Raw genomic sequence first — 20,518 nt, 5'->3', positions numbered from 1 at the left:
GGCATCAACAGACTCCCGCATCCGAGTGCGTACACCGCTTGCACTCTCTGCAGAAGGTGTGATTCATCCGGTGAGCGCAGATCATCAGCGCGCTCCCCGTCATCGTCACCGCGACTTCATATCCGTGGGAAGGCAGCCGCTCCCCAAAGAACGCCCCGGCGAAGATAAACCCCAGCCCAAGCACCATCAATCCGAGAATGCGTCTGCGCCCATGCGTTCGGAATCCCTTCACCAGCGCCATCGCGCCCAGCGCGGCCACCCCCACCGCCAGCGCACGATGCGTCCTCTCCTCCCCCGGAATCAATCGAGCCATCACCACCGACATCGAGATAACAACCGGTGTCACAACACAATGCACCACGCAGAGAACAGAAGCCCACACGCCAAGATTGTCCGCAGAAAAAATTGAAACACGCAACGAAGCATTCATAACTTTGGAGCCCTTTCAGAGGCAGATAGATCGGCGACACAAATCGCAATCATAAACGCTATTGATATTATAATATCAATAGAGGACCCGATGGTCGGTGGCAGAGATCTCCCCCGCGACCAACGGGAGCGCCAACCGAAGGGGTATACAAGTCACGAAGTGACCGCCCCGCGCGCAGCGGGCTTTGGCAGCCTTACGCCGTCGTCACCGCAGGCAGAATCTCCGACACATCCACCCACTGCGTCGGATAGTCCCCCGTATAACAAGCCGTGCAGAAGCTCCCCGGCGACAGCCCATGCGCCGGCTCTCCCTTCGTGCACGCATGCGTCAGCCCCACCAGGCTCAGGTACGCCAGTGAATCGGCCTCGACGAACTCACAGATCTCCGCAACCGACTTATTCGCCGCAATTAAATCTTTCTTACTCGGCGTATCCACCCCATAAAAACAAGGCGAGATCGTCGGCGGACAAGAGATCCTCAGATGCACCTCGGTCGCCCCGGCGGCCCGCACCATCCTTACAATCTTCCGCGAGGTCGTCCCGCGAATGATCGAGTCATCGATCAGAATCACGCGCTTGCCTTCCAGCAAATTCCGCATAGGGTTCAGCTTCATCCTCACGCCGAAGTCTCGCACCCTCTGTTCCGGCTGAATAAACGTCCGCCCCACATAGTGGTTTCGAATCAGCCCAAAATTAAATGGAATCCCTGACTCCGCCGCATATCCAATCGCCGCCGTCACGCCCGAGTCCGGCACCGGCACCACCAGATCTGCCGGCACACCCGACTCCCGCGACAGCTGCCGACCCATCTCCTCGCGCGACTGCTGCACCCATCGCCCATAGATCTTCGAATCAGGCCGCGCAAAATAAACGTGTTCAAACACACAGCTCGCCTGCTCAGTCGTCGTGTTGAAGTAGCGGCTCGTCACGCCATCTTCCGACACCATCACCAGCTCGCCCGGCTTCACGTCGCGCTCGTACTTCGCATGCAGCAGGTCGAACGCACACGTCTCACTAGCGAAAACGAACGTATCCGGCGCGCCGTCCTTACCCTCAATCCGCCCCATTGCCAGCGGACGAAACCCATGCGGATCCCTCGCCGCGAAGATGCGGTTCCGCGTCATCATCACAATCGAGAACGCGCCCTCCACCTGCATCAGCGCCTCAGCCATGCAATCAATCAAAGTGTTCTTCGTCGAATGCGCAATCAACTGAATGATGATCTCGGAGTCCGACGTCGTCTGGAAGATCGCTCCATCGCGCTCCAGCCTCTCCTTCGCCGTCCCCAGGTTGATCAGGTTGCCATTGTGCGCAATCGCAATCAGCCCCTTCGTGCTCTCCACCGAAATCGGCTGCGCATTCAGCAGTGCCGAGTCGCCTGTAGTCGAGTAGCGCGTATGCCCAATCGCAATATGCCCCGGCAGCCTCCCCAGCACGTCATCGGTAAAGATCTCCGACACCAACCCCATACCTTTGATGTCATTAACCTGATACCCGTCCGCGCTGGCAATCCCGGCCGACTCCTGGCCGCGATGCTGCAGCGAATAGAGCCCCCAGTAAGTCATCCGCGCCGCATCAGGATGGTTATAAATCGCCATTACCCCGCACTCTTCGCGAAGCTTATCGAACGGCGTCCCGTCTTCTTCATCAACATCAGACATCGTCATCTCGACCGGAGCGGTAGCGGAGCGGAGAGACCCCGCATTTTGTTCTGCACTCCCATAGCCTTTTCAGGAAGATCGCTCATGCCGTCACCACCTCTGCGGCCAACTGCTCTTCCAGCGCGCCCGTCCATGATCCCTTCAACGCCGAGACCGGCTCATCAATAACTTTCTTCCCGTTGATCACAACTTCGAAGTTACCCGCGGTCACCTCGCCCAACGGAGCCATCCACACCTTAGGATGCTCGGCAAGCAACGTCCGGATCGCTTCCACCTGTTTCGCGTCGGCAGAAACAATCACCGAAGAGCCAATCTCGCTGAAGAACCGCTCCTTCAACGCGAATGCCTCCGTCTCCGATACATTCATCGACGTGCGCATGCCCAACTCGCGAGGAAAGCACGCCTTCGCGAACGCTACCAACGAACCGCCGTCTGAGATATCCGTAGCCGAAGCCACCAAACCCTTCTCAGAAAGTGCAGCAAGTGCTTTATGCAACGCGGCCTCTTCCGTCAGATCCAGCAACGGTGGCGCGCCCCAAAGCTCGCCCATCACCGTCTTCGCGTACTCGGTCGAACCAAACTCCCGTTCGATATTCCGTCCCTCGCCCTGAAACGCCGAGACGAACAGAACCACATCGCCTGCCTTGCGAAACGCGGAAGGCACAGCCTTCGTCACGTCATCAATAATTCCAACGATCCCCAGCACTGGCGTCGGATAAATCCCCTCGCCCTTCGTCTCGTTATAAAGCGAAACATTTCCGCCCGTAACCGGAGTACCAAGCGCTATACAAGCCTCCGCAATCCCATCGATCGCCTGCGAAAGCTGCGCCATAATCTCCGGCTTTTCAGGGTTCCCAAAGTTCAAACAGTTCGTAGCCGACACAGGCATCGCACCCGTACAAGCGACCTTCCGCGCAGCCTCAGCCACCGCATGCATCGCACCCAGCTTCGGATCGAGATAAGTCCATCGCCCATTGCCCGCAAGCGCCATCGCCAATCCGCGATCGCCCTTCGCCGTCTCAGTAAACTCATGCGAGCCATCCGGCGAAACCACGGGATTCGTGGCGTCAAGATTATCGGTCGCAAGTGTCGCCTCGCCCTTCGGGGTTGAGGAAGCCACCAGGTCAGCCAGTTTGCCAAGCAAACCCTCATGGCGAGCCGCACCCAGGCTCTTACCCGTTCCCTTGATCCGGATCACGCCGGCCTCGCCACCGGGCCCCTGCACCGTATTGGTCTGCACCATCGAGTCATACTGCTCATACACCCAGCGCTTATCGCAGATATTCGCGCTAGCCAGCAGCTTCTTCAAATCCGCCGTGTAGTCTCGTGGCTTCTTCAACTCGTCCAGCACATGCGCCGGAGGATCGAGCGGCACCGGAGCCTTCCAAACCCCCACCGGCCGGTGATACAGCGGAGCATCGTCGGTCAGCGAGCGATTCGGAATATCCGCCACCAGTTCCCCATGCTGCGTGATCACCATATTCGGCTTCTCCGTCACCACTCCGACGATCGAAGCATCCAGCCCCCACTTCGCGAACACATCCAAAACCTCCTGTGCCCGCGGCTTATCGGCCACCAGCAGCATCCGCTCCTGGCTCTCGCTCAACATAATCTCGTAGCTCGACATCTTCGTCTCGCGCTGCGGCACCAGATCCAGCTCCACCGTCAATCCAAGATCGCCTCTCGCGCCCATCTCACACGTCGAGCAAGTCAAACCCGCCGCGCCCATATCCTGAATCCCAAGCACCGCGCCGGTAGCCATCGCCTCCAGGCAAGCCTCCAGCAGCAGCTTCTCCAGAAACGGATCGCCCATCTGCACATTAGGCCGCTTCTGTTCCGAGCCCTCGGTGAACTCCTCCGAAGCCATCGTGGCTCCATGAATTCCATCGCGGCCCGTCTTCGCGCCAACATAGATCACAGGATTTCCAACGCCCGTAGCCTTCGCATAAAAATCTCATCGCTGCGCACCAGTCCCAGCGCAAATGCATTCAGCAGAGGATTGCCCGAATAACAAGCCTCAAACCGAGTCTCCCCACCGACATTCGGAACGCCAAAACAGTTCCCATACCCAGCCACACCATGCACCACGCCGGTCGCGATCTGGTGATTCCTCCTCCGCAGCGACTCATCCGCCTCAGCCTCATCCAGAGGCCCAAACCGCAGCGAATCCATCACCGCCAGCGGTCGTGCATTCATTGTGAAGATGTCTCTTAGAATCCCACCCACACCCGTAGCCGCACCCTGATAAGGCTCAATGTAGCTCGGATGATTATGGCTCTCGATCTTGAACGCACAAGCCCACCCATCCCCTACATCGATGATCCCGGCGTTCTCCCCTGGCCCCTGCACCACGCTGCCCGGCCCGGTCTTGCGCTCGCCCTTCGTAGGCAGCCGCTTCAAATGAACGCGTGAAGACTTATAAGAGCAATGCTCCGACCACATCACAGAAAAAATCCCTAACTCAGTCAGGGAGGGTGCGTCCAAGCGCTGCTTCGATGCGCGTGTACTCTTCCGGAGTGATACTGTGCTGCTTGAGCAGCTCCGGAGTAATCGTAGCTGGGGAGGGGGCTTTGGCTTGCTGGGCTTGCAGATTTGGCATGGCTCGCTATTAAGATTGTCGCACGCTAACCCGCCTGCCGCACCTTACCTCCGCTCCAGCGCCGCCCGATCCCACTTCGCCACATCCGCTGCCGCGCCATAAGCACTCTCCAGAAACTCCCTCACCGCTGCTTCCGGAGCCGCCAGCGCCCGCACCGCATCGTACTTGAACACAAACTCCCCCAAAGTCTTATCCCATCCCGCCGCATCGGGCCGAATCGTAGCCTCCGACAACCCCGCCGGCACCGGAGCCGCATAGCAGTAAAACGCCGCCGCACCATACCCACCGTTGCCCGGCCAGAACCCAGCCGAGATCACCTCATGCGAATAGGCTTCCCGCTGAATCATGTCCGCACCCGGTCGAGGCGGCGCAACCCGCCCCGAGAACCGCGTCACCGCCAGATCAAAGCTCCCCCAGAAAAAATGCACCGGGCTCACCTTCCCCAGAAACCCGGTCCCCCACGCGCGAAACACCTTCTCCGTATGCACCAGCACCTGCCAGAATCGATGCACATACTCCGGGTCGTACGACTTATGCTCCGTATCGATATCGAACCGCACCGGATGCGCCACCTCCACCGGCATCGGATTGATCTTCACCAAAACCCCAAGCGCCTCCAGGCACCCCAGATACTCCTTATAAAAATCCGCCACCGTCCGCGCCTTCAACTTCATTGCCTGAGACGCACCCGACCCCATCCGCAGATGCAGCTCATGCGCCACAAAATCAAACTCAACATCCAGAACATCGTCCCCATAGTTCATCGCCGAGGTCCCCAGCCCCCGCGCGGTCACATACAGCGGCACATTCCACCAATGGTTCTGCAGCGGAGTAAACGCCAGCCGCGTCTTCCCAACAATCTGCGTCCACATATGCAGCGTATCGGCCGTCGCCGCCCAATCGCCCCACGCCAACTCAGGCCACTGCGAAGCTCCACTCATAACCCTCCCGCAGACTCACAAACCAGTAGCCGAAAGCATACGCCGCAGCCGCAAACCTAGCTCCCGGTGCTCCCAAACCCCCGTACGCCCCGCGGAGCCTCCACCAGCTCACCCACCTCTTCAAACACCGCCTCAATCCTCCGCACAATCCGCAGCTGCGCAATCCGGTCCCCGGCCTTGATCTCCACCGCCGCCCCGCTCAAATTCGTCATCACGACCCTGATCTCCCCTATACCCCGGATCGATCACCCCCGCCAGCGTCGTCACCCCGCGCACCGCCAACCCCGACCGGTCCTCCACCAGCGCCCCATGCGTCGAAGGAAACTCCATGCCCACTCCCGTAGCCACCGCCATCGTCGCCCCAGCCTCCAGCGTCGCCCCAGCCATCGCATAAAGATCCGCCGCCAGGTCTCCAAACTTTCCCGTATGCGCATACCGCGGCAACTGAGCCTCCGGCTGCAACTTCACCACCCGAATCCGCACCACATCATCCAATCCCATCCAGCCTCCAAAAAGTCTTCCAAATTCCTATTCTCACCCGAGCCGCAATTACGCCCGACTTATCCACATCCCACATAGCATCCAACAGTTTTGTATCCCACCTTTGGGGGAGAACCTCGCGCTCATTTTTCGGCTTTTCCTCGCTTTCCCAGAGTCAAATCACTAGCGAGGGACGTCTTGATATGCAGAGCCCAAAACAACAGGAGAGCCGTATCGTGGCCATCAACACCGAGCAGGTGACTGTAGCCCCTTCACGCCGAATAACGGCCCCTTCGCCCACCATCTGGTTGAAGCGCCTCATCGACAGCGGAACCCTTTACATCCCCCAGAACCTCAACCCCACCCAGTTCGCCACGCTCCAGGCAATCACCCTGCTTCTCTCGCACCCCTTCTCCCAATACACCGCCTCCCGCATCGACGCCAGCATGGTCACCAGCATCAGCCGCTTCGAACCCGACGCGCCCCTGCCCCCCGTCACCTTCGACTACCGCCTCGGCCTCGACGAGCTCGAAACCATCACCCGCACCCGCACCGGCTACTCCTTCACCGAGCTCCACACCGACCTGCAGGACGCCATCCTCAGCCTCGTCGCCTCCCGCGACCTCACCAGCCGCAAACTAGACCTGGCCTGTTGGCTCGAAGACCTCCAAACCCACACCCTCGCCCTCGCCGCCTGACAGCAGATAGCAGGGTTCACCCACTATCTGCTCCCGACACCCGGTCAACTCGTCACCTAGTTAAACTCATCCGCACTCGGCCCATAGATCGCCGGCACCTTCGCATCATTCAATCGCAGATAAACCGTGAGCTGCCCACGATGGTGTGCCAGATGGCTCAGCGCGCCGTTCGAAATCGTGACATACCTGGGCCCCTCCGAGAGCACCTGATCCCCCATCTTCAACTTCCAGGTCTTCATCAGATGCTCTTCGGTAGTGTTCTCCAGCGACTTCCGCGAAGCCTTTAGGCCCTCCTCGAGCAGCGCAGCCAGCTCAGCCCGCGTCTCAACCGCCTTTGTCTGAAATTTCTTTCCATTCCCATTCAAATCCAGTTCGTCGTGATCGATCATCAGCGCCACCCAACCCGGCATGGTCGCCACCAGCGCAGCCAGCTTACCCAGCTCCATCGACTTCTCATGCGGCTTCCACGAATTCTGCCCCTCAGGCACCCGCTCAAGGGCCTTCCGTGACGCCTCTGCTTCGCTCTCCAACTGCTCCAGAAAATACCGCTTGAACTCCATTGCACTTCCTCCTCTGCGACGTTGAGATTTTTTGACAAGTCCCTGTTTATCGACAGCTCTACCGCTTCCGCATCCTTAGACTCTGCCAACTCCCATCCGTGGTCCACCCACCGTCCACCGCCAGCGCCTGCCCGTTCACAAAACCACTCCGCTCCGGCTCCGCCAGAAACAAAATCGCCTGCGCAATATCCTCTGGCGACGCAAACCGTCCCATCGGATTCACGCCTTCAATGTCCGCATCGTTATACCCCCACCCGCCTGATCCGCCACATCCATCTCTGTCTTCACCCATCCCGGACACACCGCATTACATCGCACGCCACGCCCACCCCACTCCGCCGCCAACGTCCGCGTCAGCCCGATCAGCCCATGCTTCGAGGCGTTATACGCCGATCGGTCCGCAATCCCAACCAGTCCGGCAATCGAAGCCACATTCACAATGCTCCCGCTCTTCTGTTCCAGCATCATCGCGCCAAACGCCTTCGCCAGCAGAAACGGAGCCAGCAGGTTCACCTCCAGCACCCGCAGAAACGCTTTGCCTTCCACCGTCTCAGCCGGAGCAATAAAGCTGATGCCCGCATTATTCACCAGCACATCCACCCGACCCCACCGCGAGCGCACCGCCTCCACCGCCCGTTGCACCACCGCTTGCTCCGAGACATCCCCCAGCACCTCTTCGACCTCGACCCCCGCCCTCTTCACCGCATCCATCGTGGCCACACAAGCGTGCAGATCCATCAACAGCAACCCATACCCAGCCGCAGCCAGAACCTCCGCCGTCTGACGCCCAATCCCCTGTGCCGCCCCCGTAACAATCGCAATCTTCATACCCCCGAGATTACTGCACCGACCATCCACCAGCGAGCCAATCACGCCATTGCCATCGCCACCGCAATGTCAATCGCACGTTACGTTGCCATTTCTTCTTTCTCTCCGCCAATTTCTCTCCGCTTTTTCTCCGCCAATTAAAAGTCAGGTCATCCTGAGCGAAGTTGCTCCGGCATTTTGTGAGCAACGCAGTCGAAGGATCCCTGTATTTGCGTTTGTCTTTTTGTCGTTGCATCTGCTGTTATTTTTTTCATGTCATTTCGCACCGCAGCGGAGGAATCTGCGGTTGCCTTTCATCTTGATCGCCCGACAAAAGTTCTCTCGACCGGGAGCCGGCTCAGGGCCCCACCGTCAGCCACGCAGTGGAGAAAACTCGTCTTCCGCGCCCCAAAAAACCGTGTCAACCCCCAGACACAACAAAACCCGCTCCAGTCGCGGCTTTTCGCGTTGCGTATTAGTTTCATCCCGCAAGGTAAAATGGAAATGTAGAGATGAAAAAGTGTTCTCGTAAACGCAATCCAACTCCGATAAGCGCTAACTCGTTTGATATCAAATTTTTACCTCTAACCCCTTTGTGTGCAATATTTTAGAGGAAGTCATTTTTGGATCTCGCTGAAACAAAGCAACTTAGCCTGGGGTACCCCCCGGGGGTGCATGGATCCGTTGCGAACGACATTGACCCCCTCCCGGAACGCGATACACTCATTAAGTTTGGCGCTGCAACCCCTGTGTCTTCATCTCAAGGGTTGCAGGGACGACAGGCTTAGGCCCGGCGGTCACTGATACAGACTGCGATGGCTTGACCGGTTGGCTTACTGTAGTGCTCCTGTATGCGCCCATGCAGCACAATCTATTTTGAAGAAAGCGGTCAGCATTACGCGACCGCTTGAGGTTCTAGTCATGTACGCAGTCATCCGCACCGGCGGCAAACAGTATCTGGTCTCCCCTGGCGAGAAGTTGAAGATTGAAACCACCGCCCACGAGAACGGCAACATCGAGTTCTCCGACATCCTCGCCGTCAGCGGTGAAACAGGCAAGTTCGAGTCCGACCTCACCGGCGCCAAGGTCCTGGCCTCCGTCGTAGGCGAAGGCCGCGGCGACAAGATCCTCGTCTTCAAGCTCAAGCGCAAGAAGCAGTACAAGAAGATGCAGGGCCACCGTCAGAACTTCGTCGAGGTCAAGATCAACGAGATCCTCGTCAATGGCAAGAGCTTCAAGGAAGCGTAAGACAAGGCTTCCCCAAGTTTAGTTTTGGAATTCAAGATTCAGTGAGCGCAAAGGCCCAGAGGGCAGCGCGAAAGAGGCAATCGAATGGCACATAAAAAAGGTTTAGGTTCTTCTAAAAACGGTCGCGACTCAAACGCCCAGCGGCTCGGAGTCAAGGTATTCGGTGGTCAGACGATCCTCGGAGGCGGCATCATCGTCCGTCAGCGTGGCACCCCGCTCAAGCCCGGCGCCAACGTCGGTCGCGGCAAAGATGACACCCTCTTCGCTAAAGTCGACGGCATCGTTCGCTTCCAGAACAAGGGCCAGCACGGTCGCTTCGTCAACGTCGATCCGGCCGAGCTTACTTCCGTTCCGGTCTAGCTGCCAAGAGTAACGTGCAGCTGCCCGTAAGTAACGTAAAAGTCACCACAAGTCTGCATCAAAAAACCCTGCGCTCGCAGGGTTTTTTATTCGGGCGCGCCAAACCGTTCTTTCCCATGCAGAACAGGTTTGTTCTTCTCATTCAGTCCAATCCGCCCCATCGGCGTCTCATGGTCGTGCGTGAACAGCACCAGCCAATTCTCCGGAATCGCCCGCGAGTAGAACCGCTTCCGCTGTGCAATCGTCTCCGCCGGGTCCAGGTCATACCCCATCACCCACGTTGGATCCAGATGGGAACTCGTAGGAATTAAATCCGAGACATAGCAGGCATGTTGCCCCTTCGACTCGATGTGGACCGCCATCAGCTGCGCCGTATGACCAGGAAAACCTCCACGCTAACGCCAGGACAGATCTCCGGATTCGCCCTGATTCCAGCATCATCCAGCAGAGTCATCCGCCCTGATTCCACCAGCGGGTCATAGTTCGGCGACAGATAACTCACCCGATCCCGATCCAACTGCAAATGACCGTGTTCCACCTCGCCGCGATGCGCAAAGTACCGCGCGTTCGGAAACGTGGGAGTTACCGAGCCATCCGGATGCAGCGTAGTGTTCCACCCGCAGTGGTCGAAGTGAAGGTGAGTATTCACCACCACATCCACCTCTTCAACCTTCACACCCGCCGCAGCAAGGGAATGCGGCAGAAGCTCCTGGTTACACTGAATCTCCAGCATCTTCGCCGACTGCTTGTTGCCGACTCCGGTCTCGATCAATACCGTGTGTCTGCCGGTTCGCACGACCACGGTATTCAGCCCCAGCAGAATACGGTTCTGCTCATCCGCCGGGGCTCGCTTCTCCCACAACCGCTTCGGTACCACACCGAACATAGCACCGCCATCGAGCTTGTATGTCCCATCCGTACAAACCGTAAGCTCGAAGTCCCCAACCTGAGTCCGCGCCCGAACCAGCTCAGCGGCCGCTTCGTGCCCGCCCCCGTCATCAACGCCCATAAAGCCCCTCACTCACATCCTACTGTGAGGGAGATAGGCAAGAAGCAGCAGTTCAGACCCGCGAAGCTGCCAGCAGTTCAACGCTGGCAGCAACGTGCTCTCCAGCGGCACCAGCAACCATGCCAGCCGTCGCGGCCGCAGTCACCAGTGCCCCCGACGTAGGAGCACGCTTGCTCTGGAAGCACTGCCTGCAAAGCACCGGGCGCCCCTGTGTCGGCTTGAACGGCACAGTAGTTTCTATGCCGCACTCCGAACACTCGGTACGCGTCTCGGTTCGCGACAAGCCCGCCGCCGCCGGCCCCGTGCCAGCCTTCAGCCCCACCCCTGACCGTTTGGACTTGCAAGGCTTACAGCGTTTTGGGTCGTTCTTAAATTGTTTGTCGAAGAAGAAAAGTTGTTCCCCGGCGGTGAAGATGAACTCGCCGCCGCAATCTGCACAGGTTAGTAGACGATCCAGAAATTCCATGCCGCTTCTCCCGTCCTACGGAAAGGAAGAACACCCGAGGGGCCTGATCGTGGCAACACCGCAAGGGGTTTACCTTTACTGATGACCATTACTTTTAGATTTAAAGCGGGCCCGGAACTGCGCGTTCGTGGAATTACTTCGATTTGCCGGTCACGGTGAACCCGAGGTTCTGTCTGCCGGGGCTAGAAATATGGCGGGAGTCCATCTCTAGCGGTTTAGACCGCCGCCTCTTCAAACTCGGTGTAGAGGAAGAGGCGGCAGATCGTGGTTTGGGAGCGGACTAATCCTGCTCCTTACGGACCTTCTTACGATTACGCTTGCGTGCAAGCGCTTCTTTCACACGCTTCTTCTCACCTGGTTTCAGATAAAAAGAGTGACGCTTGACTTCCTTGATAATGTCTTCTGTCTGCACCTTGCGCTTAAAGCGCCGCAGGGCATTCTCAAGGGGTTCGCCTTCTTGTACTCGAACCTCTGCCAAGAAAAATACACCTCCAACCACTCCCAATGGGGATATGTACTAGAATACTCGCCTTTAGCGCGAAAAGCACACAAATCGTTGGTAATTAGACGACGAGTACCGTCCTGTCATAAGGACGAAAAGTTTTGCACTTACAGGGTAAGATTTCTGCATGATCCGCACCTATCAGGGAGCAGAACCCGTCATTCCGTCGAGTTGCTACGTCGACCTGTCAGCTCAGGTCATCGGTGACGTCATCCTCGGTGAGCAAGCCAGCGTCTGGATGAACGCGGTCATTCGGGGCGACGTAAATTCCATCCGCATCGGTGCCAAAAGCAACGTACAGGACTGCGCTGTCTTGCATGGCATGCGCGATCTCTACCCGGTGATCGTAGGGGAACTGGTGACGATCGGACACAATGCCACCGTCCACGGGTGTGTGTTGGAGGATATGGTCCTGATTGGCATTGGTGCGACCGTCCTGAACAACGCCAGGATCGGGGAAGGATCTATCATCGCGGCTGGTGCGGTGATTCCAGAGCATACGGTGATTCCACCCAACTCGCTGGTTGCCGGGGTTCCGGGCAAGGTGCGGAGAACGCTGGGCGATGCGGACCGGACCCTGATCCTCAAGTACGCGCAGAACTATCTGGATTACACGGCGATCTACCTGGCGGAAGCGGCTGCGACCTAAATCCGATGCCGCTTTCGCTACACTGGTGGTGATGGCTACTTTGAAGGCAGTACGCGGGACTCGGGACTTGTTGCCTCCCGAGACGGCGCTTTGGAACTATGTGGAGGCTACGGCGAGAGCCGTCTTTGCACGCTACGGGTTTGGGGAGATTCGCACACCGATCTTTGAGGATACGGTGCTGTTCGCGCGTGGTGTGGGCGAGGAGACCGATATCGTCTCCAAGGAGATGTACACGTGGCAAGATCGCACGCGTGCTGATAGCGATAGTGCACAGAGCCTGACGCTGAGGCCTGAGAACACGGCTGGGGTTGTGCGTGCTTACATCGAGCATAAGCTTGCAGATACGGGGATGCTGCAGAAGCTCTTCTACATCGGACCGCAGTTTCGGCGCGAGCGGCCGCAGCGCGGAAGATATCGGCAGTTCTGGCAGATTGGGGCTGAGGTGCTTGGACCAGCTTGGTCAGGAGCTGATAGTGCGCTGCGTGATGCTGAGGTTCTGGAGATGCTTGCTACGTTCCTGAACGAGCTTGGTGTGAAGGGATGGAAGCTTGAGCTGAACTCGGTTGGATCGTCGACCGATCGGCCGAAGTACATTGCGGCGCTGCGTGGGGCTTTGGCTCCAGTGAAGGACAAGATGAGTGCGGACAATCAGCGCAGAGCCGAGACGAATCCGCTGCGTGTGCTGGACTCGAAGGATGCTGGTGATCAGGAGATCATCGATGGTCTGCCGAAGATCGCCGACTTCCTGGATGAGGAGAGCAAGGAACACTTTGCGCAGGTGCTCGCGGCGCTTGATGCTTGTGGCGTTGCTTATACAGTGAATCCGCGGTTGGTGCGTGGTTTGGACTACTACACGCGGACGACGTTCGAGTTCACGGTGCCTGATGGGAGCGGTTTGGGAACGCAGAACGCTCTGCTTGGTGGTGGAAGATACGACGGATTGTCGGAGTTGCTTGGTGGTCCGAAGGCTCCTGGAATCGGGTTTGCGATTGGGGAAGATCGGTTGATCCTCACGCTTCAGGCTCAGGAAGCTGCGGCGAAGGAACGGAAGCTTGATGCGTTCATTGCTCCGATGGGAGTTGAGCGGAATGCTGCTGCTCTTGCGCTTGCGCAGGAGCTTCGTCGAGCGGGACTTTCGGTTGAGGTTGGAGATGGAAGTTTCCGGCTGAAGAAGTCCTTCGATGCTGCCGATAAGCTCGCTCGGAGAATGGTGATTGTCGGCGAAGATGAGGTTTCATCGGGTATTCTGACGGTTAAAGACTTTAGTGCGGGAGAGCAGACGAAGGTTCCTCGGGCTGAACTTGCGGGTTTTCTGCGTGCTTAGTGAATCTGCTCCCTGATTAGCTCCTCGCGAGCGACTTCGATTTTGAAAGTGAATGAGATCATGTTGGATTTTTTAGGTAGTTTGCAGCGGACCCATATGTGTGGCGAGCTTCGGGTAGAGCAGGATGGGCAGCCGGTGGTGTTGATGGGCTGGGTGAATCGGCGGCGGGATCATGGCAATCTCATCTTTCTGGATGTGCGGGACCGGAGTGGGATTACGCAGGTCGTGCTCGATAAAGAGGTGTCCGATGAGGCACACGCGAAGGCTGAGGCTGCTCGGTCGGAGTATGTGGTTGCGGTGAAGGGTAAGGTTCGGCGGCGCGGTGCGGGCCTTGAGAACCCCAATATGCCTACTGGCGCGATCGAGGTGGTTGCGAGCGAGTTGCTGCTGCTGAACGAGGCGAAGACTCCTCCGTTCTCTCCGGCGGAAGATGCGATTGCGAACGAAGAAGTCCGGTTGAAGTATCGCTATCTCGATCTGCGGCGCACGGAGATGCAGTATAACTTCGCGCTGCGCAGCAGGGTTGCGATGGCGATTCGAAACTATCTTGTCGAGCAGGGCTTTCTTGAGATTGAGACTCCTTTCATGACGCGGTCTACGCCTGAAGGAGCGCGTGATTACCTTGTTCCCAGCAGGGTTAATGCTGGTAGCTTCTATGCGCTGCCGCAGTCGCCGCAGATCTTCAAGCAGATCCTGATGATCTCGGGGTTCGATAAGTACTTTCAGATTGCTCGTTGCTTCCGCGATGAGGACCTTCGTGCGGACCGGCAGCCGGAGTTTACCCAGATCGACCTTGAGATGAGCTTTCCCCAGCAGGAGAAGGTGTTTCGCGTGGTCGAGGGTTTTTTGACTGCCGCGTTCAAGACGGCTTCGATCTCATTGACGGCTCCTTTCGTGCAGATGACTTATGACGATGCGATCAGGAACTACGGGATCGACAAACCGGATATGCGGCTGCCGGCGATGGTTTCGCTGACTGATGAATTGACTCCTGAGCTGCGTGAGACTTTGAAGATTGAGAAGGAGCTTCCTGTACTTGGGTTCGTGATTCCCAAGGCGGGGACGCTGAGCGGGACGCAGAAGCGTGCTCTGGTGGAGGAGATTCGGGCTACGTTTGGCGACTGCGGCCTCGACTTTCTGGATGTGGCCCGGTTGAAGACGAACGAGGCGTTTGCTCCGCTGGCTTTGGCGATTGAGGGTAAGTTGAAGTCTGTGGATCCCACCCTTCGCGGTGAGACTGCGAAGGATGGGGCACCCGAGCTTTCTGCTGCTTCGAGTGTCGCTGAGGATCTGATCATCGTTGTTACTCCCAAGATTGGTACTCCGGCTAAGTGGAACCATGATCCGCAGTGGATCTATAAGCGGGTTGGTGCGTTGCGGTTGCAGCTGGCTGCGAAGTTCGCGGACAAGCACAAGCTGTTCGAGAAGACTGGTACCGAGGCTGACTTCAAGTTTCTCTGGGTCACCGACTTCCCGATGTACGAGTGGGATGAGGAGACCAAGGTTTGGAATGCGGCGCATCATCCGTTTACCTCGCCGCATGAAGAGGACATCAAGGCGGGCAAGCTGACCAACGATAAAGGCGCGGTTAGGGCGCTTGCTTATGACATCGTGCTGAATGGAACGGAGCTTGGTTCGGGCTCGATTCGTATTCACCGGCAGGATGTGCAGGCGGAGATCTTCCGGTCGCTGGGCATGTCGGATGCTGAGGCGAAGGAGCGGTTTGGCTTCTTCCTGGATGCGCTGGAGTATGGCACGCCTCCGCATGGCGGCATTGCGTTGGGACTGGATAGGATTGTGATGATACTTGCTGGTGCGACTAGCCTCCGTGAGGTGATTGCGTTTCCGAAGACGGCGAAGGCGATCGATTTGATGGTCGATGCGCCTACGCCGGTGAGCGATCAGCAGATGCGGGAGCTGCATTTGAAGACTTCGGTTAGAAGCTAACTGCCCACTGCGCGTGGGGCGGTCACTTCGTGACTTGTATACCCCTTCGGGTGGTCCTCCCGATGGTCGGAATCAAGGTTCGTTCGCGACCATCGGGAGCGCCGGGCGAAGCCGGTATACACGCCACGAAGTGGCCGCCGCCCGCGCAGGGCGCTCTTTATTGCTCCTTTTCGAAGCGATCGTATATTTCGATCACGGAGCCGAGTTCGGCCAGGTCGAGTCCGTCGGGAGTGGATTCTACGGAGCGCACGACGTCGGGTGTGTCGGGTGCCATGTTGAGCCGGGCGGCGTTGCTTGAGGCCAGCTGAAGGCCGTAGAGTGGTGTTGCGGCGCGTTTGGGGTCGATGCGGTTGGCGGCGAGTGCGTTGATGACGACCGAGAGGGCGAACTGGACCGACTCACGGTCTTCGATGGCGCAGAGCTCGAGGTCGCGGCCAGCGTTGAAGTATGGCCGGGTGGTCTCATTGGGACGGTAGCTGGTCTGGCGAGCGTGAAGGCGCGTGTGGAAGTAACAGAAGGGTAAGCCGGTCAGGGCGACTGCGCGGCACTGGAGGCCGTTGGTCTTGATGTGGCGGCAGATTGGAAGCTCGTGCATGGTCTGGCTCCTTGGGTACCCCTCCCCTGGGGGTGGGTGGTTAAAAGTTGAATGGTTGCAAGGAGATAGCGAAATTGGTTTCGCTAAATATTTGCAACCATGGGGTTTACAGGTAAATATTTGTTTCTAAAGGGGAAAGCCCCGGATTGTAGCCGGGGGCTCCTCCTTCTCTTTGTCCATTTAAAGAATACCGGATTGGGTGTAACTAGTGCGCAACCGGTAAGTGGTTATGGGAGAGGCAGTTGCGGGGATTCTGGACTTGACAGGTTTTTTTGACGTCTTTTGAATCGGCTAAGGGGCGTAGACGATACCGTCGATCTTGACCTTTGAACACCAAAAGCAGAAGCGAACGTCTCTGTTTGGGGCGTGGTCGGCTAGATCCAGCCGTCGCCAGTGGTGAATCTTTGCACGGCAGAGCAGGCCGGCTGGGGCGCTGGCTTCATGCTCCCTGTTGGGCCATAGGCGGGCTAAGGAAACAGCCAACTGTGCATCGGAAGGATTTCTGGTGTTCATGGCTGGTTCCCATCCTCTTGTCCGTTAGACACCCTGCGTGAAGGCAAGGTTCCATAGACAACGAGGAGCGATGGGTACTCGCATTAACACTTCCTGCCTGACCGGATTTGCGGCGACCAGAAAAACTGGCAACGGCATTGGTTCATTCCGTTTGGAGATGAGATTTTTTGGAATTCGTTTGTGGGGTGTAGCCAGAGCGGAGGGCACTTCGGTACAAGGAGCTTGAATGGAGTTGACGATGCGGTATAAGAGTCTCTTCGCGGTTGCGGTTGTCATTGGATACGGGTTGGCAGGGTGCAGGCGGGTGGCGCCGATGAGGATGGATTCGTCGACTCCGGTGTCGGTGGCGGTTTTGCCGGGCGCGGGGGCAGGGCAGAGATTTACGGCGACGTTTCAGGATCCGAAGGGTGGCGGGCATATTCGCGAGGTTACGGTGTCGGTGATGTCGGGTGTGCTGCGGCCGGGAGATCAACGGCAGTGGTCGGCTAAGGAGTGCCTGATGCGGTATGACGTGAGGGCGCAGGAGATTGGGCTGGTGCCGAATATGGGTGGAGTGTGGGGGAGTCATACGGCGAAGGTGGGGAGTGCGGCGATGTTGAGAAACTCGCAGTGTACGGTGATGGCAGCGGGGGCTTCTTCGCAGATCTCGGGGAACACATTGACGGTGAATCTTGCGGTGGAGTTTGCGCGGGAGTTTGCCGGGGAGAAGAGGGTTTATCTGCAGAGCGAGGATGCCGATGGGGTTTGGAGCGCTAATTATCAGCAGGCGTTTGGCAGCTTGACGGTGGCGGATTTGAAGATGCCGTAGAACCTGTCTAAAAAACTATGGGCTGATTCAAACAGACAACGACAACGGCCAAATACGGGGTCTCTCCACTGCGCGACGGACGGTGGGACTGTCCGTCGCTGCGGTCGAGATGACGATTCTTTGAGGTTTGGATTGGGTCGATAACACTGCAAGCGCAAGAGCAAGAACAACAGCCTTAGCCGGTTGAGAAGAGCGCTACATTCCAAGGAAAGATGGATTCGCTTTACGGCGTTGTCTTAGTTCATCCAGCGCTTGTCGTTCGGGTTCTTGCGGAGTTCGTCGGGGTCGACGTAGCGGCCATCTTTGTCGAAGTGGACTTCGCGGTTCTGCTTCTTCATGTAGACCTCGAACTTGCGGGCGGCGCGGCGGCGCTTCCAGCGGTAGTAGCGGTTGCGGACGCCGAAGTAGCGCTCGGAGGCGGCGAAGGCGAGGCCGCGGCGAGGGGCGAACTTGACGTAGAGCGCGCCGCAGAGGGCTCCGGAGAGCTGGATGAGGGCGTTGAAGCTGTCAGCCTGTTTGAGCAGGATGGCGATGGCGATCAGGATGTAGATCGCGACCATGTACTTGGCCTTGATGCGAAGGACAAACCAGAGGAGAAACTCCTGGTCGCCGAAGATCATGGCGATGGCGACCATGAGGCCGAAGATGCCGGACCAGGCTCCGGCGGCGACGATGTCGGGACGCAGGCCGAGGATGTGAGTGAAGGAGATGGCGGAGGCGATGATGGCGCCGCCGATGACGGAGGTGAGGTAGAGCTCGGCTAACCAGCGGCCGCCGAAGGAGGGCTCGAGGAGGGAGCCGGTGAACCAGAGGGTGAGCATGCCGAAGAGGATGCCGAGGATGCCCTGCTCGACGAAGGAGTAGGTGAGGAGCTGCCAGATTTCGCCGTGGAGGACGGCGATGGGTTCGAGGATGAGATGGGCGAGGAGGACGGCCTGAAGCTGCGGGGCGATCCAGCGGAGCATGAGCAGGCCGAAGAAGGTTCCGACGTTCAGAAGGATGAGCTTGCGGGTGGTGCCTTCGAAGGCGGGAAGAGCTAGCGAGATGGGGCCGGAGCGAGGCATGCTTTTGTTATTTGATCATAGGCGCGGGGAGGGCGCTGGATGCGGGAAAAGAGTTGTCCTGCCGGACGGGCCCACTGCGCGTGGGGCGGTCACTTCGTGACGGGTATACCCCTTCGGTTGGCGCTCCCGTTGGTCGCGAGGGAAGATGATTCCGACCAGCGGGAGGAGCGGGCGAAGCTCTAATAAGGCGTGCGAACGCCCCGGCAGGACATGACTATTTTGCGGCGCGCTGTGGGGTGGGGAGGACGGCGGTGCTGCGGTGGCCGGCGGGGTCGACGGAGCGGACGGCGAAGACTACGTTGTCCTTGGAGATGGCCAGCTTGAGGCTTAGGGCAGAGCCTGCGGTTTCGGAGTCGGTCCAGGCGGGCTGGTCGGTCTCGCGAAAGACGACCTCGTAGGTGGTGTTGGCGGGGGCGCCGGCGGGGGCTGCCAGGTGAGCTCGGTGTTGTTGTCGAGGGCGGAGGTGAGGATGCGGACGTTTTGCGGTTCGCCGGGGGCTGAGGCAAGGGTGGCAAGGGTGGCGGCGTTGAGGCGGGTTACGTTGGCGACGTAGGAGAAGTCGACGTACTGGAGGAGGTCGCCGAACTGGGTGCCGTTTTCGGTGCGGACGTCCTGATGCTGATGGTTGAAGTTTTCGGCCCACTCGGTGAAGCGAACGGCGGCGAAGCCCTGCTGGTTGAAGCTGGTGTGGTCGCCGCCGCGGAGGAAGCGGTCGCGACGGAAGATGAGGACGGGGTGGAAGGACGGGATCATGTGCATGGCCGTGCTGTGGGGCTTGTTGGCGGGGGTTCCGGCGGAGAGGCGCTGCGAGGTGGGGTGGAAGTAGGTGGAGGAGACGTCGACGATGGTGCGGGCGAGCTCGCGGGAGGGGAGTCGCCTTCGGCGCCTAGATTTTCGATGGTGCGGAGTTGCTCGGGGGTGGCGTTGGCGGGGACGCCCTCGGAGAAGACGCGGACGGTGGTCTTGTCCTGGATGTTGGGGGGCGTGGAGTTGCCGGGGGTGGTGTCGCCGCCGACGATGTCGTTGTTGAGGACGGCTTCGAGCTGCCAGTTTTCCTCGCGGGCGAGTTTGGCGAGGTGGGCGCTGCCGTTGAGGCCTTGTTCTTCGCCGGCTACGGCTACGAAGACGATGGTGCTGGGGAACTTGAGTTTGCTGAGGACGCGGGCGGATTCGAGGGAGACGGCTACTCCGCTGGCGTCGTCGTTCGCGCCGGGGGCTGGGTCGTGGGTGTTTTCGTTTTTCGAGTTGCGGGAGTCGTAGTGGCCGGTGACGAGGACCATGCGGGCGGTCTGGGCGGGGTCGGTGCCGCGGAGGATGGCGTAGACGTTCGAGATCCTGGTGGGTTTGGTGATGCGGGCGTTGGGTGCGGTACTGGCGGGTTCGGTGAAGGTGTCGCGCTTTACTTCGAGGCAGTTGCTGCAGGCGGCGGAGATGGCGTTGAACTCGGATTCGATCCAGTCGGCGGCGGCGTTGGCGCCGGTGTTGGGGGCGAGGTCTGTGTCCATGCTGGAGAGGGTGCTGCGGTTGTTGAAGGAGACGAGTTTGGTGATGGTGGCTTTGATGTGGTCGGGGGAGACCTGTGCGATGGCGGCGGCGATGGCGGGGTCGGCGGGTGCGGGGGTGATGGGCTTGCCGGTGGGGAGCGGCTGTTGTGCGTGCAGGAGGGTACATGCGAGGAGAGCGGTTGTTGCGAGGATGGGAGAGCGGGCCGGGCGAGCGGGCGAGACGGATGCAGCGATCACGAAATTTTTCTCCTTGTGCAAAACCGAGTTGCCGGGTGAATCGTATGCTTGACGTGGGAACGGGATGGCCGCTAAATAAATAGCAAGCGCGTCCGTCGGGATGTTTCTGTAATCCT

The 20,518-nt window shown here is 58.7% G+C and carries 22 protein-coding genes and 2 pseudogenes; 7 read left to right on the top strand and 17 right to left on the bottom strand.

Translation table 11 applies throughout. From position 1 onward, the window contains the following. Positions 1 to 4: 4 nt before the first annotated feature. The 5 genes and pseudogenes from RBB80_RS03610 to RBB80_RS03590 all read right to left on the bottom strand — a co-directional run bounded on the left by RBB80_RS03610 (position 5) and on the right by RBB80_RS03590 (position 5,984). Positions 5 to 418 (bottom strand): MerC domain-containing protein, encoded by a 414-nt coding sequence (locus tag RBB80_RS03610; RefSeq protein WP_433966947.1) that lies wholly within the window; start codon positions 416 to 418, stop codon positions 5 to 7. Between the two features lie 205 nt (positions 419 to 623). After that, positions 624 to 2,090 carry an amidophosphoribosyltransferase gene (purF, locus tag RBB80_RS03605; RefSeq protein ID WP_433966946.1) on the bottom strand — a complete coding sequence of 489 codons (1,467 nt, stop codon included), beginning with the start codon at positions 2,088 to 2,090 and terminating at the stop codon, positions 624 to 626. An 82-nt stretch (positions 2,091 to 2,172) separates the two neighbouring features. Then, positions 2,173 to 4,689: pseudogene (purL, locus tag RBB80_RS03600) on the bottom strand (phosphoribosylformylglycinamidine synthase subunit PurL). Between the two features lie 44 nt (positions 4,690 to 4,733). Further along, positions 4,734 to 5,630, bottom strand: coding sequence for a DUF5996 family protein (locus tag RBB80_RS03595; RefSeq protein WP_433966945.1), 897 nt, complete (start codon positions 5,628 to 5,630; stop codon positions 4,734 to 4,736). 56 nt (positions 5,631 to 5,686) lie between these two features. After that, positions 5,687 to 5,984, bottom strand: a pseudogene (locus tag RBB80_RS03590) (dUTP diphosphatase). A 329-nt stretch (positions 5,985 to 6,313) separates the two neighbouring features. On the opposite strand from RBB80_RS03590, the gene RBB80_RS03585 reads away from it, so the two are divergent. After that, positions 6,314 to 6,808, top strand: a complete 495-nt coding sequence (locus RBB80_RS03585; RefSeq protein WP_433966944.1) for a gluconate 2-dehydrogenase subunit 3 family protein — start codon at positions 6,314 to 6,316, stop codon at positions 6,806 to 6,808. A 56-nt stretch (positions 6,809 to 6,864) separates the two neighbouring features. On the opposite strand, the gene RBB80_RS03580 is transcribed toward RBB80_RS03585, so the two are convergent. Genes RBB80_RS03580 through RBB80_RS03570 form a run of 3 tightly spaced genes read right to left on the bottom strand, consistent with a single transcriptional unit; the run spans position 6,865 to position 8,196 of the window. Continuing rightward, positions 6,865 to 7,368 carry a DinB family protein gene (locus tag RBB80_RS03580; protein ID WP_433966943.1) on the bottom strand — a complete coding sequence of 168 codons (504 nt, stop codon included), beginning with the start codon at positions 7,366 to 7,368 and terminating at the stop codon, positions 6,865 to 6,867. A 58-nt stretch (positions 7,369 to 7,426) separates the two neighbouring features. Beyond that, the gene (locus RBB80_RS03575) at positions 7,427 to 7,582 is read right to left on the bottom strand and encodes an SDR family oxidoreductase (RefSeq protein WP_433966942.1); all 156 of its coding nucleotides are present in this window, start codon (positions 7,580 to 7,582) and stop codon (positions 7,427 to 7,429) included. A gap of 5 nt (positions 7,583 to 7,587) precedes the next feature. Then, positions 7,588 to 8,196: an SDR family NAD(P)-dependent oxidoreductase gene (locus tag RBB80_RS03570; protein WP_433966941.1), complete on the bottom strand. Its 609-nt coding sequence runs from the start codon at positions 8,194 to 8,196 to the stop codon at positions 7,588 to 7,590. 900 nt (positions 8,197 to 9,096) lie between these two features. Here RBB80_RS03570 and rplU point away from each other — a divergent pair. Then, complete coding sequence (rplU, locus tag RBB80_RS03565) at positions 9,097 to 9,423, top strand: 50S ribosomal protein L21 (protein WP_433969468.1); 327 nt, start codon at positions 9,097 to 9,099, stop codon at positions 9,421 to 9,423. 84 nt (positions 9,424 to 9,507) lie between these two features. Continuing rightward, positions 9,508 to 9,783 (top strand): 50S ribosomal protein L27, encoded by a 276-nt coding sequence (rpmA, locus tag RBB80_RS03560; RefSeq protein WP_433966940.1) that lies wholly within the window; start codon positions 9,508 to 9,510, stop codon positions 9,781 to 9,783. Positions 9,784 to 9,869: 86 nt separating this feature from the next. Here the strand turns inward: rpmA and RBB80_RS03555 are convergent, their stop codons facing one another. The 4 genes from RBB80_RS03555 to rpsU all read right to left on the bottom strand — a co-directional run bounded on the left by RBB80_RS03555 (position 9,870) and on the right by rpsU (position 11,736). Beyond that, the gene (locus tag RBB80_RS03555) at positions 9,870 to 10,145 is read right to left on the bottom strand and encodes a hypothetical protein (RefSeq protein ID WP_433966939.1); all 276 of its coding nucleotides are present in this window, start codon (positions 10,143 to 10,145) and stop codon (positions 9,870 to 9,872) included. Beyond that, positions 10,145 to 10,792, bottom strand: a complete 648-nt coding sequence (locus tag RBB80_RS03550) for an MBL fold metallo-hydrolase (protein ID WP_433966938.1) — start codon at positions 10,790 to 10,792, stop codon at positions 10,145 to 10,147. Before RBB80_RS03550 ends, RBB80_RS03555 begins: the two co-directional genes overlap by 1 nt. Before the next feature lie 52 nt (positions 10,793 to 10,844). Then, positions 10,845 to 11,258 carry a zinc-ribbon domain containing protein gene (locus RBB80_RS03545; RefSeq protein ID WP_433966937.1) on the bottom strand — a complete coding sequence of 138 codons (414 nt, stop codon included), beginning with the start codon at positions 11,256 to 11,258 and terminating at the stop codon, positions 10,845 to 10,847. 280 nt (positions 11,259 to 11,538) lie between these two features. Further along, positions 11,539 to 11,736 (bottom strand): 30S ribosomal protein S21, encoded by a 198-nt coding sequence (gene rpsU, locus RBB80_RS03540; protein ID WP_014267628.1) that lies wholly within the window; start codon positions 11,734 to 11,736, stop codon positions 11,539 to 11,541. A gap of 151 nt (positions 11,737 to 11,887) precedes the next feature. Between rpsU and RBB80_RS03535 the strand changes: the two genes are divergently transcribed. From RBB80_RS03535 to aspS, 3 genes are read left to right on the top strand one after another with little or no spacing between them, the layout of a single operon-like run. Next, on the top strand, positions 11,888 to 12,409 hold the full coding sequence (locus RBB80_RS03535) for a gamma carbonic anhydrase family protein (RefSeq protein WP_433966936.1): 522 nt from the start codon (positions 11,888 to 11,890) through the stop codon (positions 12,407 to 12,409). A 31-nt stretch (positions 12,410 to 12,440) separates the two neighbouring features. Continuing rightward, positions 12,441 to 13,733 carry a histidine--tRNA ligase gene (gene hisS / locus RBB80_RS03530; RefSeq protein WP_433966935.1) on the top strand — a complete coding sequence of 431 codons (1,293 nt, stop codon included), beginning with the start codon at positions 12,441 to 12,443 and terminating at the stop codon, positions 13,731 to 13,733. Between the two features lie 60 nt (positions 13,734 to 13,793). Beyond that, on the top strand, positions 13,794 to 15,680 hold the full coding sequence (aspS, locus tag RBB80_RS03525; protein WP_433966934.1) for an aspartate--tRNA ligase: 1,887 nt from the start codon (positions 13,794 to 13,796) through the stop codon (positions 15,678 to 15,680). A 157-nt stretch (positions 15,681 to 15,837) separates the two neighbouring features. Here aspS and RBB80_RS03520 read toward each other — a convergent pair whose 3' ends face one another. Both RBB80_RS03520 and RBB80_RS03515 read right to left on the bottom strand, forming a co-directional pair. Beyond that, positions 15,838 to 16,275, bottom strand: a complete 438-nt coding sequence (locus RBB80_RS03520; RefSeq protein WP_433966933.1) for a hypothetical protein — start codon at positions 16,273 to 16,275, stop codon at positions 15,838 to 15,840. A 291-nt stretch (positions 16,276 to 16,566) separates the two neighbouring features. Beyond that, complete coding sequence (locus tag RBB80_RS03515) at positions 16,567 to 16,788, bottom strand: hypothetical protein (protein WP_433966932.1); 222 nt, start codon at positions 16,786 to 16,788, stop codon at positions 16,567 to 16,569. Between the two features lie 226 nt (positions 16,789 to 17,014). On the opposite strand from RBB80_RS03515, the gene RBB80_RS03510 reads away from it, so the two are divergent. Further along, positions 17,015 to 17,596 carry a hypothetical protein gene (locus tag RBB80_RS03510; protein ID WP_433966931.1) on the top strand — a complete coding sequence of 194 codons (582 nt, stop codon included), beginning with the start codon at positions 17,015 to 17,017 and terminating at the stop codon, positions 17,594 to 17,596. A 236-nt stretch (positions 17,597 to 17,832) separates the two neighbouring features. Here RBB80_RS03510 and RBB80_RS03505 read toward each other — a convergent pair whose 3' ends face one another. The 3 genes from RBB80_RS03505 to RBB80_RS03495 all read right to left on the bottom strand — a co-directional run bounded on the left by RBB80_RS03505 (position 17,833) and on the right by RBB80_RS03495 (position 20,402). After that, the gene (locus RBB80_RS03505) at positions 17,833 to 18,660 is read right to left on the bottom strand and encodes a rhomboid family intramembrane serine protease (RefSeq protein ID WP_433966930.1); all 828 of its coding nucleotides are present in this window, start codon (positions 18,658 to 18,660) and stop codon (positions 17,833 to 17,835) included. A 327-nt stretch (positions 18,661 to 18,987) separates the two neighbouring features. Then, positions 18,988 to 19,419 carry a hypothetical protein gene (locus tag RBB80_RS03500; RefSeq protein WP_433966929.1) on the bottom strand — a complete coding sequence of 144 codons (432 nt, stop codon included), beginning with the start codon at positions 19,417 to 19,419 and terminating at the stop codon, positions 18,988 to 18,990. Continuing rightward, positions 19,410 to 20,402, bottom strand: a complete 993-nt coding sequence (locus tag RBB80_RS03495) for a M20/M25/M40 family metallo-hydrolase (RefSeq protein ID WP_433966928.1) — start codon at positions 20,400 to 20,402, stop codon at positions 19,410 to 19,412. The genes RBB80_RS03500 and RBB80_RS03495 overlap by 10 nt, the downstream gene beginning before the upstream one ends. Positions 20,403 to 20,518 lie beyond the last annotated feature (116 nt).

The organism is Tunturiibacter gelidiferens (genome assembly GCF_051013345.1).
GTDB lineage: Bacteria > Acidobacteriota > Terriglobia > Terriglobales > Acidobacteriaceae > Edaphobacter > Edaphobacter gelidiferens_A.
This window is presented reverse-complemented; position numbering and strand designations above follow the sequence as displayed.

Coding starts and splice junctions, on each gene's coding strand:
- purF (WP_433966946.1), bottom strand. CDS start 2,090: ATGTCTGATGTTGATGAAGAAGACGGGACGCCGTTCGATAAGCTTCGC.
- RBB80_RS03595 (WP_433966945.1), bottom strand. CDS start 5,630: ATGAGTGGAGCTTCGCAGTGGCCTGAGTTGGCGTGGGGCGATTGGGCG.
- RBB80_RS03585 (WP_433966944.1), top strand. CDS start 6,314: ATGCAGAGCCCAAAACAACAGGAGAGCCGTATCGTGGCCATCAACACC.
- RBB80_RS03580 (WP_433966943.1), bottom strand. CDS start 7,368: ATGGAGTTCAAGCGGTATTTTCTGGAGCAGTTGGAGAGCGAAGCAGAG.
- RBB80_RS03575 (WP_433966942.1), bottom strand. CDS start 7,582: ATGGGACGGTTTGCGTCGCCAGAGGATATTGCGCAGGCGATTTTGTTT.
- RBB80_RS03570 (WP_433966941.1), bottom strand. CDS start 8,196: ATGAAGATTGCGATTGTTACGGGGGCGGCACAGGGGATTGGGCGTCAG.
- rplU (WP_433969468.1), top strand. CDS start 9,097: ATGTACGCAGTCATCCGCACCGGCGGCAAACAGTATCTGGTCTCCCCT.
- rpmA (WP_433966940.1), top strand. CDS start 9,508: ATGGCACATAAAAAAGGTTTAGGTTCTTCTAAAAACGGTCGCGACTCA.
- RBB80_RS03555 (WP_433966939.1), bottom strand. CDS start 10,145: ATGGCGGTCCACATCGAGTCGAAGGGGCAACATGCCTGCTATGTCTCG.
- RBB80_RS03550 (WP_433966938.1), bottom strand. CDS start 10,792: ATGGGCGTTGATGACGGGGGCGGGCACGAAGCGGCCGCTGAGCTGGTT.
- RBB80_RS03545 (WP_433966937.1), bottom strand. CDS start 11,258: ATGGAATTTCTGGATCGTCTACTAACCTGTGCAGATTGCGGCGGCGAG.
- RBB80_RS03535 (WP_433966936.1), top strand. CDS start 11,888: ATGATCCGCACCTATCAGGGAGCAGAACCCGTCATTCCGTCGAGTTGC.
- hisS (WP_433966935.1), top strand. CDS start 12,441: ATGGCTACTTTGAAGGCAGTACGCGGGACTCGGGACTTGTTGCCTCCC.
- aspS (WP_433966934.1), top strand. CDS start 13,794: ATGTTGGATTTTTTAGGTAGTTTGCAGCGGACCCATATGTGTGGCGAG.
- RBB80_RS03520 (WP_433966933.1), bottom strand. CDS start 16,275: ATGCACGAGCTTCCAATCTGCCGCCACATCAAGACCAACGGCCTCCAG.
- RBB80_RS03515 (WP_433966932.1), bottom strand. CDS start 16,788: ATGAACACCAGAAATCCTTCCGATGCACAGTTGGCTGTTTCCTTAGCC.
- RBB80_RS03510 (WP_433966931.1), top strand. CDS start 17,015: ATGGAGTTGACGATGCGGTATAAGAGTCTCTTCGCGGTTGCGGTTGTC.
- RBB80_RS03505 (WP_433966930.1), bottom strand. CDS start 18,660: ATGCCTCGCTCCGGCCCCATCTCGCTAGCTCTTCCCGCCTTCGAAGGC.
- RBB80_RS03500 (WP_433966929.1), bottom strand. CDS start 19,419: ATGCACATGATCCCGTCCTTCCACCCCGTCCTCATCTTCCGTCGCGAC.